Source organism: Actinomadura parmotrematis, assembly GCF_019458805.1.
GTDB classification, from domain to species: Bacteria; Actinomycetota; Actinomycetes; order Streptosporangiales; family Streptosporangiaceae; genus Spirillospora; species Spirillospora parmotrematis.
On sequence record NZ_JAIBOA010000042.1, the window covers coordinates 1 to 13,613 of the forward strand.

The following is a 13,613-nucleotide window of genomic DNA, read 5'->3' on the forward strand; positions in this document are numbered from 1 at the left end:
GGGGGGAGCGGGCGCGCGCGCCGGCAGGCCCGGGGGAGGGTCATTCCCAGGACGGGGCGGGGGCGCCGGTGAGGCAGTCCAGGGTGAAGGCGGCCACGGCGCGGTGCCAGCGGCCGGGACGGCGCAGCATCGCGTGGTTGTCGCCGGGCACCGCCAGGTACTGCACGGCGGCGGCGATCGAACGGGCGCGCTCGGCGTAGGCGCGGGTGGCCTTGGGCGAGGTGGTGCGGTCGTCGGTGCCGTGCATCAGCAGCACGCGGCGCCCGGCGAGCTGCTCCAGCGGCTCTCCGGCCGGCAGCCAGGGGGCCAGGGCCGCGACGCCGTGCACGTGGGGGTGGCCGGCGACGCGCAGGGCGGTGCGGCCGCCCATCGAGTGCCCCACCAGCACCAGCGGGACACCGGGGTGGCGGTCGTGCAGCTCGCGCAGCGCCCACTGGGCGTCGGGGACGGGGGAGGCCTCGGCGCCGTTCCAGCCGCGCACCCGGTAGCCGACGGTGGCGACGGCCAAGCCGCGGCGGCGCCCGGCGCGGCGCAGCACCAGGGCGAACGGCTCCATCCGCAGGGGAGCGGGCTGGCGCGCGGTGGCGGGCTCGCGGGAGTGCTCGCGACCGCCGTGCAGCAGGACCGCGACGGCGCGCACCGGCGACCGGGGCGAGTGCACGCGCAGGCGCGGGGAGAGATCGGCTGCCATGGCCCGCAGCCTCTCACATCGGTGCGCACCGTTACCGTCCACCCCCACCACCGACCTTACTTTGTCAAGATTGGTGGTAGTATGTCCGAATTTAAATTTCTCCACCACAGAACACAGAACCCCACCCACCAGCCCCACCCCGACAGAAAACATCTTGCCGACACCGCCCCCGGCCAGGCACCGTGGACCAACACCGCTCCCCGTGGTTCAGCGGACAGAACGCCGGCCTCCGAAGCCGGAGACCGCAGGTTCGAATCCTGCCGGGGAGACCCCGCACCGACCCGCACCACGACCCGCGACCGGCAGCCGTCCCACCGCCTTCCACCGGCACCGCACCGGCGCCGCACCGGCCCCGCCGCCGCAGATCCCACCTCACCTCACCTCGCCCTCGGCACCGTCCTGGGCACCGTCCTCGTGGCGGGCGTCGGCGCGGGCGGGGGAGCGGGAACCGGCGCCCGATCCCGGCCGGACCCCGATCAGGACGGCGAGCAGCAGGTAGGGGACGGCCGCCACCGCGAACAGCACCGCCGGCCCGGCCCACACCGACCCCAGCGCGTACCCGGCGTAGGCCAGCACGGCCACCACGTCCTCCCCGAAACCGGCGATCGAGGTGACGGTCGCACGCGCACCCTCCTCGATCCGGTCCTGCAGACGGGCGTCGGCGACCGTGAGCGCCCACTCGAACACCCCGAACGCCACGGCCACCGCGACCATCCCGACCGGACGGCCGCACAGCGCCCCGCCGGCCAGGCACAAAGCCGCCCCCGCCAGCAGCGGCGCCAGCCGGCGATGCCCCCAGCCCGCGCACCAGCCGCCCACCGCCACCCCGGCCGACACCACCACCAGCAGCAGCGGAACCCGGGCGGGGGAGGCCCCGGTCCCGGCGGCCAGCAGCGGCAGGTACTCGTCCAGCGCCCCCACGAACGTCAGCGCCGCCAGCAGGACCAGCGCCCGCCGCACCGGCGCCCGCCCGCGCACCTGCCCGAACCCCTGGCGCCACACCCGCCTCAGCGCACCCCGCTCCGCCTGCCTACCCGTCTCCCGGCAAGCCTCACCGCCCCCGCCCACGACGGCACCGGCGCACAAGGAGTCCGCCCCGCCACGCAGCTCAGAATCAGAGCGGCCACCGGGCCGCATCGAGGAACGCCCCGCAGCAGCGCCGCCCTGCGCCTCGGCGGGCGCGCAGGGAAGCGCCCGCGCCGCGACCGCGGCCAGCGCGCACACCGCGACGCTGGCGATCCCAACGGCCCGATAACCGCCGGCCGCCATCACCGGAGCGGCCAGCGCCGACGCCAGCATCGTCGCGGTGGTGCCCAGCGCCCGCGCCCGACCCATCAGCCGCGCATAACCGCCGGACGCGCCCGCCAGCACCAGCTCGCGGTGCACCAGCGCCTCCAGCGTCCCCGACCGCAGCGCACCGCCGGCGCCCCACAGCACGAACCCGGCCGCGAACGCCGCATAACAAGGCCACCACGTCCACAAGGCGAACCCCACACCCGTCAGCACCGGCGCCAGCGTCAGCAGGAACCGGCGCGAGAACGCATCGGCCCACACACCCGAGGGGACCTCCAGCGCGAACGAGGTCACCGACCAGATCACCAGCAGCGAGGAGATCGCCGCAGGGGACAGGCCCGCATCGGCGAACAGCAGCGCATAGACCGGATACAGCAGCACCAGGTCGTCCAGGAACGCCGCGGCGTACAGACGGCGCGCCAACCGCCCGGCCGCCTCCGCGCCGCCGGCGCCGTCACGGGAACGAAGAGAAGATCAATATCGCCACGTCATACCGCCCACGCTACCGCCCGCCCCACCACCGCGCACCGGCATTATCCGGACAGCGGGCGCACGTACCGGGAGACCGGTCCACGCTCCACACCACGAGATCGACAGCGATCCCCGCTGGCACCAGCCGCGACTTCGCCGACAACGAGATGCTCCACGGCGCCGCGAAACCCCGACCGGCACCAACCGCGACCACGTCCGGCCCCGAGGGGGCCGTAGCACGCCCCGCATACCCCCCGGCCCTCACCCTTCTTGACGCCGGACTCCACGAGCCGCTCCGTGCGATCGTCCTGGGCCACACAGCACGCCGGGCACACCGACGCCGCCTATCACCGATGTTCGGGCATGCGTCGGCCTCCTGCGACCGCCCGGGTTCCGTTGCCTTATGGGCTAAGCCGGGGGAGAGGGCCGAAGGCACACTCTTTCACCCGCAATGGTGACACGACGTGACACTCAGGTACCCGCTGCACCCGGGGGGCGATATGAAGCACCCAGCCGCGCCACGCCGCCACGCCGCCACGCCGCCACGCCGCGATGTCGCGATGTCGCGATGTCGTCGAGAACGTGCCGCGCGTCGCCTGGGCCGATGCGGTCAAGACCCGGCGGGCCGCTTCGGGACGATCGCCTGCGCGCCGGTGCGATGAACTCGTCGCCGTGCCATCGAACCGCGGCGAGCATCGGGCACCGGGCCCTTCGTAATCCAGAAGGCCCGAGACGTGGGCGCCAGAAGGGGCGCCTCCAGCGGGCGGCGACAAGGCACCGAACTCGGCGGGAAGGGCGCCTGGAGCCGGTCGCCGAGGGAGAGGCCTGCGTCCGGCAAGCGCTCTGCAGCAGGACGGACCCAACGAAGATCAAATCGGGCGGATCGGGTTCCATCGGTTCTACTTAACATAATGTACATTATCGAGCATTCCAAGATCGCCACGAGCGGGGGCGAAACGGACACCGCAACGAACCGAACGCAAAACCCGCCCGCCGGCAACGGCCCTTGCTCCACCACCCGGTCGAACCGCTCCACCGCGGCGGCGAGGAACGCACCCGGGTCGCCCGCGCAACGACCGAGGGTCGCTTCAGGGCACGGGCCGCGCACGCCGGCGCCCGGCAGGACACCAACGCGCACGCCGGCCGACGTCGCAGCGCCGGCGCCCCCATCGGTTCGGTCTCCGGGGCGGCTCGAGCCGCCCCGGAGACCATGCCACCACCCGCCGCCCCCTGGCCGACCCGAGCCATCGCCGCTGTGCACGGCAGGCGTCCGGCAGGCCCACGACCCTTCAATGCCGCACCCCTCCCCCCGGACGCCCGAAGATGATCAAACGGACGATCCGCCACCGGCCGCCCCCTCCGGAGACCGCAGCCGCGCCCGATCATCACACAAAGTGACCATCGGATCGCACGCACGGCTTCGCGACGATCACACCTGACGTTTCGCCCGCCCATCCCGAGAGTGGCCCAGGAAAGTGAACCGGCAGCCGTCCGGAAGACCTGACCTTCTTGTCTTCCTCGCGCAGTCGCCAACGGTTTCGTCGGGCGTGCTTCCAGCCGGTTCTAGAGCGCACGTCCGAACGGTTCCGCGGCTCGCGGCACGGTCTGAACGGACCTGCGACGGGAGGAGCGGCTCGAGCCGCGCCGACCGGTCCGAGGGCCTAGAGGGAGACCGCCCGGTCCGCTGCGCCGCGCAGCGGCTCCAGTGCCGTCATGTACTCCACCAGTCGCACCCCGATCTCGAACACCGCCTCACGATCCTCCAGATCGGGGTCCGCCCACGTCTCCGACACCCGCCGCCAGGCCGCCGCCCCCAGGAACGCCCCCGCGACGGTCTCCTCGCCCAGCACCGGGCGCCACCGCGGCTCCGCCGCCAGGAGCCGGGCCAGCACCGCCTCGTTGTCGGCCTCGCGGCGATGCTCGGCATGGAAACCGATCTCCAGCACCCGGCCCCCCGCCACCTCGGCCGCCACCACCTGGGCCTCGTAGTGCTCGCGCGGCGCCTCCGCGCCGCCGAACCAGACCTTCAGCCCGCCGCCATGCACGCGCAGGTGCGGTCTCCCCAGCTCGGGCGGTGTCGTCGCGCGGACGACTTCGCCGACCTGGTCGAACAGCCGCCATTCGGCCATGGCGCCACCTCCTGGCGGGATCGTAGGCCGGGCCGGTGACATCCGGACCGGGGAGGCGCGATGACCCCCCGGAAAATCGGACAGAAAATATCAAACCTGACAGTAGGTGGATTCTGTTGGGTTAAAGAATGTCCGTTTTGTGGCGTCCGGGAGGGTGTCTTCGGAGGGTGTCTTCGGGCTGGCGAAGCGCGGTGTCCTCCCACGTCATCGGCCAGACGACCAGCCCATGGCGCCGAGCGGGTCGGTCGCACCGTTCCAGGCCCTGAAGAAGCCATGCCGCCGCGGGCATCACTCGACGCGTTCACGTGATCGCCGAGAGGACCCGCCGCCCCTCCCCGCCCGTGCTCGAGCGTTCGCCGGTTCGCGCGATCCTCCCCCGCGTCCCTCGTGCCTCTCGGGCCGGGTGCCTTCGCCGGGGACCGTTCAGGGCCTCGAAGGTGAGGGAAAGGCCGTGGTCGTCGGTAGGCCCGGCAGAGGTTGTCACCGGGTCCGCCGTTGCGGCGCTCGTGCTGCTTGCGCCCGTCGGCGTTGCCGGCCTGTCAGCCGCACGGCGACCATGCCGGCGGCCAGGAGCGCCGCCCAGGCGAACGTGTGCGGGCTGCGGCGCCCTTTACCGGCGGGGCGGTCTGGTGGCGGGCGCCGCGTGCTGGGAATGCAGGGCTCCAGTGCCTGCTGCAACGCTTTGTGAACGTCGCGGTCGCACCGTTTCCGAACCGGGCCCGCCAGGAGACCGGCATATTCCAAAAGGTGATCCTGGCGATCGTTCCGTCGTCGCGTTCGTACAGCACGCTCGGGACCTCGCCCGTCATGACCGCGAATCCGGAAGGGTCGCTTGTGAAGCCCGTGATGCGCGAGAGCGGGACCGTGTGCGAGCGGAGGATCCCTCTGTAGTGCAGTGAGGTGGTGGTGACGGCGACCTGCGCGAGCATGGCCCGAAGGCCGATGAGCATGAACGCGGCGGCCGCGATGCCCGCGAGGGCGACCGGTATCGGGCCTGGTGACGGCCGGTCGAGGACGGGCCCGAGAATGAAGAATGCCGCGGCACCGGTCGCGAGAACATTTGCCACGCGCACATATGGCGGCTGCGCGAACACTCGGGTACCGCTCGTGGTGCGTGGCATGGTGATCGATCGTAGGCCGCCTTTTCGGCGCGGGCAATGGCCGGTGTATCGAGCGCCCCGCATGGCGCCTCCCCCGGGCGGGCGGTCAGGAGATTCGGCGTTCGGGCCCGTTCGGGCCGGTGGGATGCGTGCGTTCTCAGCGTGTTCTTCCGGCCCAGGGTCTTCCTGTGCCGTGCTGGTCGACGGGCCGGTACCGGAGCCGGGAGCCTCCGGTTCGCCGGGGGTCCCCCGGTCGCCCGCCTTCGGTGCGGTGTCCACGCTCTGGACGATGCCGGGGCCGGGCAGAGGTCCTGCTCATGGGTGCCGGGTGGGCGCCGGGGCGCTGTCGTGGTGGAGGGCGGTGGCGTGACACGACCAGTGATGATCTTTATGGGGCGCTCCCCCGGGCTGGGGCCGGTCGTGCGGCTCAAGGGGCTTGGGCGGGGGCGGCGGGGGTGGGTGAAGGGGCGGTTTCGGGCGGGCCGGGATGCGGATCGGTGTGGGCGGGCCGGTTCTGTCGGTGGTGTTCGGTAGCGTCCGGCGGGTGCGACCTGTCGATGTGCAGCGGGTGACCGTGTCGGAGTCGGTGGACCGGTACGTGGAGATGGTGCGGGCCAAGTCCTCGACCGGGGCGCTGGCGCCGGGCACGGCGGAGGTGTACGTGCGCGACGTGCTGACCTTCGGTGAGCTGGCGGGGGGCGCGGTCGTGCTGGACGATCTGGACGGCGGCGACGTCGACGAGGTGCTGCTGCGGTTCGCGCGCAAGCCCGACGGGCGGCGTTCGGGGCGGGCGGCCGTGCGCGGCGGCGTCCCGGGCGGCGGAGGCTCCGGGGGTGCTGGGGGCTCTGGCGGTTCGGGTGGTTCGGGTGGGCGCGGGGGTGAGGGGGCGCCTTCGCAGTCGGCGTCCTCGCAGGCGCGGTTCCGGCGGTCGGTGTCGGCGTTCTTTCAGTACGCGCTGGTGGCGGGGTGGGTGCAGCTGAACCCGATGCAGGCCACGACGCTCAAGCCCCGCGAGCGCGGCGGGCTGCGGGCCGAGCGGCGGGCGTTGACGGCCGAGCAGGCGGGCGGGCTGCTGGACGCGGCGCAGGAGCTGGTGGTGGCGGAGCCGGCGGTGACGGTGAGCGGGCGCGGCAAGCGCGCGGATCAGCGGACCGAGCTGCGCGACGGGCTGATCGTGCTGCTGCTGGCGGCGGTGGGGCCGCGGGTGTCGGAGCTGACGCGCGCCAACGAGGAGGACTTCTTCGTCAACGCCGGGACGCGGTACTGGCGGATCTTCGGCAAGGGCGGCCGGACGCGGGACGTGCCGTTGCCGGCGCCGGTGGCCGAGGTGCTGGACGCCTACTGCGCGCAGGGGCGTCCGCTGCTGGACCGGGGGGTGGAGGGCAAGGCGTTGCTGCTGTCGTGGCGGGGGCGGCGGCTGGCGCGCGGGGACGTGCAGGCGGTGATCGACCGGGTGCTGGCGCGGGTGGATCCGGCGCATCGGCGCAGCGTGACGCCGCACGGGCTGCGGCACACCACCGCGACGCATCTTCTGGCGGCGGCGACCGACATGGACGCGGTGCGGCGGGTGCTGGGGCATTCGGACCTGTCGACGCTGGGCCGCTACCGCGACGAGCTGCCGGGCGAGCTGGAGGCGGCCATGCAGGTGCATCCGCTGCTGGGGCCCGTGCAGCGCGCGCGGACGGATTGATTCCCTCTCCCCCGGTTCGTGGTGGACGCGATGTCGGTGCGCGCCCGAGCCGGGGCCGCAAAGCGGCAGGGTCGGCAGGGTCGGCAGGCGCCGGATCGGTGGTTCCCGCCGATCGCGGTGCGCAGGCGCCGATTCCGTCGGCGACCGGGTCGCGGACTCGTGCGCAGGGTCGCCGGCGGCGTGCTTCACCCGCGCCCGACGCCCGATGCCTGCGGGGGCGCGGACGCCGGGCGGTCCGGCGGGGTGCGGCTCGTCGCCCGCGGGGTCAGGGGGCGGTGATGAGGGTGCGGGCGAGGCGGTAGGCGGCGGTGAGGTCGGTGCCGGTGTAGTGCAGGGAGGCCAGGTCGGCCAGGTGGTGGTCGGCGTTGACGGCGACGGTGTGGGGCAGGTGGCGGAACAGCGGGGCGTCCGACATCGAGTCGCCGTAGGCGATGCAGCGGTCGCCGGGCAGACCGTGGCGGGCGGCGAGGGCGTCGGTGAGGCGGACCTTGTCGGCGGGGGTGAGGATGCCGGCGGTGTCCAGGGCGGTGGTGAAGGGCGGCGGGGGGAAGCGGGAGGCCAGGACGTCGTCGAAGCCCAGGTCCAGCAGGTGGCGGGCGAAGAAGTCGGGGGACATGGTGATGACGGCCGAGTGCTCGCCGCGGGCGCGGATGTCGGCGCACACCTCGGCGATGCCGGTGAGCCAGGTGCCGGCGCGGTAGGCGGCCGCGACGTGGTCGGGGGTCAGGTCGCCCCACAGGCGGTGGATGCGGGTGGAGAAGCCGACGGTGTCGATCAGGCCGGCGGCGAAGTCGGCCTCCAGGGCGGTGAGTTCGTGGAGCGTTCCGGTCTGGTGGGCGATCTGCAGGTTGGCGGTGGTGCCGGTGAGCAGGGTTCCGTCCATGTCGAAGACGTGCAGCAGGGTCACGGCGCCGATGGTGGCCGAGAGGGGCGCGGCGTCGCCACGGGTTTTCTTCGGCACCGGACCGCGCGGCGGGGCCGGGAGCCGGGGTGAGGCGGGCCGCAGGGGGTGCTGCGGACGATCAGCCGGTGGGGCGGGCGCGGGCATGACATGCTCTCACTGCAGAGCGTGACCAGATGCGTGACCGGATGCGCGCCCGGAGCCGCGGCGGGGACCGGGGCGGGGGTGTGGGCGTGGGGCGCGCGGCTCGTGCGGGAACGGACGTGAGGGAGAGCATGCGAGCACCGGACTTCAGCGCCGACTGGTACCGGGCGATCACCGGGTTCGCGCACGGGACGCCCGGCTGGGTGCACGCCTTCGCCGAGGTCGGCACCGACGCGGGGATGCTGCTGTTCGCGGCGCTGTTCGTCGCCGGATGGTGGCGGGCGCGGGGGCTGGGGGCGCGCGCGATGGCGCTGGCGCTGGCGGCGCCGGCCGTGGTGGTGGGCGCCTGTCTGGTGAGCGAGTCGGCCAAGGGCGTCCTGCGGGAGGAGCGGCCGTGCCGGGCGGTCGCGCACGCGGTGACGATCGCCGCGTGCCCGGCGCCGGGCGACTGGTCGTTCCCCAGCAACCACTCCACGATCGCCGCCGCGTCGGCCGCGGCGATCGTGGTCGCCTGGCGGCGGTGGGCGCCGGTGGTGGTGCCGCTGGCGCTGCTGATGGCGTTCTCCCGGGTGTTCGTGGGCGTGCACTACCCCCATGACGTGGCCGCGGGCGTGCTGGTGGGGGTAGTGGTGGCGCCGCTGGCGGGGCTGGCGGCGGCGCGTCCGGCGGCGGCCGCGGTGCGGGCGGCGCGCGGCGTCCCGTTCGGCGTTCTGCTGCTGGGCGCGGGCCCGGCCCCCGACCTGTGGGGCGGGAGTGATCCTTTCGCCGCGCGCGTGGACGGCCTGGCGCCGGTTGCGGGCGGGCGCCCGCCGGCGCACCGGGCCGCCGTCACGATGCCCGACGTCATGGCGGGGCGCGGTCCCGTCCGCTCCGATCACCGCCAGGGGCGCTCCCCCGCCGGTGCGGACCCGGGGACGCCGCCGGGCCCCGGCGGCGACGGGCGGGTACCTGGACGGCACCGCCGCGCCTGACCCGCCGCGCCGCGTCCCCTCCCGACCATGACGGCGAGGGCGGCGGCAGGGCGGCGGGGCCGGCCGCGGGCGCTGCGGACCTGACGAAAGTGCAGGGCGGCCGGTGCCGTTCGGGCACTGCCCGCTCCCCCGCCCGCCGCCTAGCGTCCAGGGCGGAACGGAGGCACATGATGATCACATTGCGGGACCTGACCAAGCGCTACGGCGACCGCGTCGCCGTCGACGGCCTGTCCCTGGACCTGCGGCCCGGCCAGGTGACCGGGTTCCTGGGGCCCAACGGCGCCGGCAAGTCCACCACCATGCGGATGATCCTCGGGCTGGACCGGCCCACCCGCGGCCAGGCCCTCATCGACGGCCGCCCCTACGCCGCCCTGGACCGGCCGCTGCGCTGTGTCGGCGCCCTGCTGGACGCCCGCGCGGTGCATCCGGGCCGCAGCGCCCGCGCGCACCTGCGCGCCATGGCCGCCAGCAACGCCGTCCCGGCGCGCCGCGTCGACCAGGTCCTGGAGGAGGTCGGGCTCGGCGCGGTCGCCCGGCGGCGCGCCGGATCGTTCTCGCTCGGGATGAGCCAGCGCCTGGGCATCGCCGGCGCGCTGCTCGGCGAGCCCGGCGTCCTGCTGTTCGACGAGCCGGTCAACGGCCTGGACCCCGACGGGGTGCTGTGGGTGCGGCGCCTCATGCGGTCGCTGGCCGCCGACGGCGCCACCGTGCTGGTGTCCAGCCACCTGATGAGCGAGATGCAGCTCACCGCCGACCGCCTGGTCGTCATCGGGCGCGGCCGCCTGCTGGCCGACGCCCCGGTCGCCGACCTCATCGCCGCCGCCGCGCCCTCCACGGTCCGGGCGCGCGGCATCGGCCTGGACCGGCTCCGCCGGGCGCTGGACGCCGAGCCCGGCCCGGTGCGCGTCGACCTCCCCGGCCCCGCCGCCTCCTTCACGGGCCATGGCGGCGCAGGAGGCGGCGGGGACGAGGTCGTGGTGACGGGGGTGGCGATCGAACGCCTCGGGGAGCTGGCGCACCGGGCCGGGGTCGTCCTGCACGAGCTGTCACCGCGCCGGGCGTCCCTGGAGGAGGCCTACATGGAACTGACCGGCGCCAGCGTCGAGTACGGCAGCGGCCCCGCCGGCCCCGCAGAGCCGGCGGGGCGGGCGGGACTCGGCGAGCGGAGCGGGGCATGAGCGGCCGCACCCGGCTGGGCCCGGCGCTGGCCTGCGAATGGACCAAGCTGTGGTCGCTGCGCTCCTCGTGGTGATCGCTGCCGGCCGCCGCCGCGCTGACCGCGCTGCTCAGCCAGATCCTGGGCACCTCGGTGGCCGGCGACAACACCAACGCCGATCCCGCCGACGACCAAGGGGTGGTGTCGGCCGTCCACACCGCCGCGGGCGCCTTGGACGCCGTGCAGTTCGTCCTGCTGGCCGTGGCGGTCCTGGCCGTCACCGGGGAGTACGCGACCGGCACCATCCGCGCCACCCTGCAGTGGACTCCCGCCCGGCACCGGGTACTGATCGCCAAGGCCCTCGTCGCCGTCGCGGTGCTGGCCCCCGCCGGGATCGTGCTGCAGGCCGGCGGGACCGCCGTCGCCGCGGTCATGCTCGGGCGCTGGGGCCGCCTGGACGCCGGGGAGGCCGTCGCCGGCGCGCTCGCCGCGGGCGCCTACCTGGCGTCGGCCGGCGTGCTGATGACCGGGGTCGCCGCCGTCCTGCGCAGCACCGCCGCGACCCTCACCAGCGCGTTCGTGGGCCTGGCGGTCCTGCCGATGCTGCTGTCGGCCGGTCACGGCCCGATGCGCCGCGTCGCCGACGCGCTGCCCTCCACCGCCGGGCGCCACCTCATGCACGGCGACGCCCATCCCTACCCGCCCGCCGTCGCCCTGCTCATCGTGGCGGCCTGGGCGGCCGCGGGATTGGCCGCCGGGATCACCGTCCTGCACCGCCGCGACGCCTGACCCGCCGCCGCCCCCGGGCGGCCGCTCCGGCCCCGGGCACAGGGGGTGGAACGCACGCGGGAACGCGCCCTGCCCTGGACCGGCCCGGCCGCCCGGGGTCGAGATGCGGCGTGCGGGACGTGCTCTGTGTCCGCAGAGCTCGACGCACCGCATCTCGGCCCCGGGCGGGACCGCCCGCAGCTCCATGAACACCGCCCGCAGCGCGCCGGGCCGGGGCATGGCGGGGGCTGGCAGCGGCGGGGAGCACGGAGAGGAACATGGCGGGCGCAGGTGTGGGCGCAGGGCGGGCGCAGGTGTGGGACACGCGGGGGGCGGTCAGTCGGGCGGTCCGGCGATCAGGCCCGCCTCGTGGGCCACGATCGCGGCCTGCACCCGGTTGCGCACCTGCAACCGCGTCAAGATCATCGACACGTAGGCCTTCACCGTGCCCTCCACCACGTGCAGCCGCCCCGCGATCTCGGCGTTGGACAGGCCCTGCCCCAGCAGCCCGAGGACCTGCCGCTCGCGCGGCGTCAGCGCCTCCGCGCGGCGCCGCGCCGACGCCGCCCCCGCCAGCCGTCCGCCCGCCAGCACCCCGATCACCCGGTGCGCCACCCGCGGCGACAGGAACGCCGCACCCGCCGCGGCCGCCCGCACCCCCGCCAGCAGCTCGTGCGGATCCCCCGACTTCAGCAGGAAACCCGACGCTCCCCCTGCCAGCGCCTGAGCGATGTAGTCGTCCTCACCGAACGTCGTCAGCATCACCACCGCCGGACCGCCGGCGTCCTGCGGACCCTGCCCCGGATCCAGGCCCGCGGGCGCGGCGGCGCGGCGCAGTTCGGCCAGCGCCTCCAGCCCGTCCAGCCGCGGCATCCGGATGTCCATCAGCACCACGTCCGGACGGTGCGCGAGTACGGCCCGGACCGCCTCGTGCCCGTCACCGGCCTCGGCGACCACCGCGATCGAGGGGTCGGACGCCAGGATCGCCCGCACCCCCGCACGGATCATGGCCTCGTCGTCGGCGAGCACCACCCGGATCACACCACCGCCCCCTGCACCGCCCCCTGCACCGCCCCCTGCACCGCCCCCTGCACTGCTGCTCATGCCGTCTTCTCCGTTCGCCGCCGTGCCGCTCATCGCGGCCGGTCCCGCGCGCCGCCGGGCGGCGGCGCCTCCAGCACGTCCTTGGCCACCAGCCGCCCGCCCGCCAGGCACAACCGGTAGACCGCGCCCACCTCCAGCACGCCGGCGTCGGGCCGGTAGTAGCGGCACCGCGCACCCGCCGGTTCGGGGGCGCGCCGCCGCACCCGGCCGCCGGGGACCTGGCGGGCGGGCAGCACCGCCTCCACGCGCGCCTGGCCGTCGCCCACGTGCAGCGCCGCGAAGTCGGCCGGCGCCAGCACCGAGTTCGTCATCATGAACACGTGGTAGCCCCCCATCACCGCCGCCAGCCCCGCCAGCAACCCGGCCGGGACGCCCACCGCCGCCACCAGGCCGCGCCGCACCCGGCGCCGCTGCACCGCCAGTTGCCGCGCCGACTCCCCCACCGGGTCCCCCACCCCGTCAGGATCCTCGCCGCCGACCTGGGGGGACGCCGAGGCGCGGACGCCCGCGGCGGGCAGTTCGGCGTGCACGCGAAAGCCGCCGTGGCCATCGGGACCGGCCCGCAGCCGTCCACCGGCCACCCGCACCCGCTCGGCCAGCCCGGTCAGGCCCGTCCCGCCCGACGGCGACGCCACCTGCGGCGGGCGCGGCCTTGGACCGCGCGGCGCGCCATTGGTGACGGTCACCGACAAGCCCCGGTCTGTGGACACCCGCACCCGCACACGCGCCCCCGCGGCATGGCGGGCGGCGTTGGTCACCGCTTCCTGCACCACCCGGTAGGCCGCCAGTCCCGCCATCGGCGACACCCCGCCCCCACCGCCACCGTCGGGGTCGGGGTCGGGGTCGTGCGCGCCGCGCTCGAGCGTCAGCGACACCGCCACTCCCGACGCCCGGGCGCGCGCCACCAGATCCGCGATCGCCTCGTGCACCGCCGCGCGCCCGCCCGCACCGGTCACCGCGCCCGACGGCGGCTCGAGCCGCTCGGCGGCGACGCCGCCAGACCGGCCCGGCGACCCGGCGCACACCCCGCCAGACCCGCCAGGCCCGTCGATGCCGTCGATGCCGGCGTCGGCGACGTCGGCGGCGTCGGCGGTGCCGGCGGTGCCGGCGGCAGGGTCGGTGCGGCCGCCGCCGTCGGGGTCCTCCTCCAGCACTCCGATGATCTCGCGCAGGCGGTCCGTCGCGGCCGCCGCGC

The 13,613-nt window shown here is 75.3% G+C and carries 11 protein-coding genes and 1 tRNA gene; 5 read left to right on the plus strand and 7 right to left on the minus strand.

Annotation, left to right across the window (positions count from 1 at the left end):
• Positions 1-40 precede the first annotated feature (40 nt).
• The gene (locus K1Y72_RS35590) at positions 41-691 is read right to left on the minus strand and encodes an alpha/beta hydrolase (protein ID WP_258574603.1); all 651 of its coding nucleotides are present in this window, start codon (positions 689-691) and stop codon (positions 41-43) included.
• A 196-nt stretch (positions 692-887) separates the two neighbouring features.
• On the opposite strand from K1Y72_RS35590, the gene K1Y72_RS35595 reads away from it, so the two are divergent.
• Positions 888-960, plus strand: a tRNA-Arg gene (locus K1Y72_RS35595).
• Between the two features lie 103 nt (positions 961-1,063).
• On the opposite strand, the gene K1Y72_RS35600 is transcribed toward K1Y72_RS35595, so the two are convergent.
• The 3 genes from K1Y72_RS35600 to K1Y72_RS35610 form a co-directional block, all read right to left on the minus strand.
• The gene (locus K1Y72_RS35600; RefSeq protein ID WP_220170958.1) at positions 1,064-2,407 is read right to left on the minus strand and encodes an MFS transporter; all 1,344 of its coding nucleotides are present in this window, start codon (positions 2,405-2,407) and stop codon (positions 1,064-1,066) included.
• Positions 2,408-4,116: 1,709 nt separating this feature from the next.
• A complete protein-coding gene (locus tag K1Y72_RS35605) occupies positions 4,117-4,584 on the minus strand; it encodes a hypothetical protein (RefSeq protein WP_220170959.1) in 468 nt (155 codons plus the stop codon).
• A gap of 539 nt (positions 4,585-5,123) precedes the next feature.
• Positions 5,124-5,705, minus strand: coding sequence for a hypothetical protein (locus K1Y72_RS35610; protein WP_220170960.1), 582 nt, complete (start codon positions 5,703-5,705; stop codon positions 5,124-5,126).
• Positions 5,706-6,228: 523 nt separating this feature from the next.
• On the opposite strand from K1Y72_RS35610, the gene K1Y72_RS35615 reads away from it, so the two are divergent.
• The gene (locus tag K1Y72_RS35615; protein ID WP_220170961.1) at positions 6,229-7,374 is read left to right on the plus strand and encodes a tyrosine-type recombinase/integrase; all 1,146 of its coding nucleotides are present in this window, start codon (positions 6,229-6,231) and stop codon (positions 7,372-7,374) included.
• Positions 7,375-7,639: 265 nt separating this feature from the next.
• On the opposite strand, the gene K1Y72_RS35620 is transcribed toward K1Y72_RS35615, so the two are convergent.
• On the minus strand, positions 7,640-8,281 hold the full coding sequence (locus K1Y72_RS35620; RefSeq protein ID WP_220170962.1) for an HAD family hydrolase: 642 nt from the start codon (positions 8,279-8,281) through the stop codon (positions 7,640-7,642).
• Between the two features lie 269 nt (positions 8,282-8,550).
• On the opposite strand from K1Y72_RS35620, the gene K1Y72_RS35625 reads away from it, so the two are divergent.
• The 3 genes from K1Y72_RS35625 (at position 8,551) to K1Y72_RS35635 (ending at position 11,335) form a co-directional block, all read left to right on the plus strand.
• Positions 8,551-9,390 (plus strand): phosphatase PAP2 family protein, encoded by an 840-nt coding sequence (locus K1Y72_RS35625; protein WP_220170963.1) that lies wholly within the window; start codon positions 8,551-8,553, stop codon positions 9,388-9,390.
• A 170-nt stretch (positions 9,391-9,560) separates the two neighbouring features.
• Positions 9,561-10,568: an ATP-binding cassette domain-containing protein gene (locus K1Y72_RS35630; RefSeq protein WP_220170967.1), complete on the plus strand. Its 1,008-nt coding sequence runs from the start codon at positions 9,561-9,563 to the stop codon at positions 10,566-10,568.
• Between the two features lie 131 nt (positions 10,569-10,699).
• Positions 10,700-11,335 (plus strand): hypothetical protein, encoded by a 636-nt coding sequence (locus tag K1Y72_RS35635; RefSeq protein WP_220170964.1) that lies wholly within the window; start codon positions 10,700-10,702, stop codon positions 11,333-11,335.
• A 315-nt stretch (positions 11,336-11,650) separates the two neighbouring features.
• Here K1Y72_RS35635 and K1Y72_RS35640 read toward each other — a convergent pair whose 3' ends face one another.
• Complete coding sequence (locus K1Y72_RS35640; protein ID WP_220170965.1) at positions 11,651-12,355, minus strand: response regulator; 705 nt, start codon at positions 12,353-12,355, stop codon at positions 11,651-11,653.
• Between the two features lie 92 nt (positions 12,356-12,447).
• Positions 12,448-13,613 (minus strand): sensor histidine kinase (locus tag K1Y72_RS35645; RefSeq protein WP_372453069.1); only part of this gene is annotated, 1,166 nt, incomplete at its 5' end.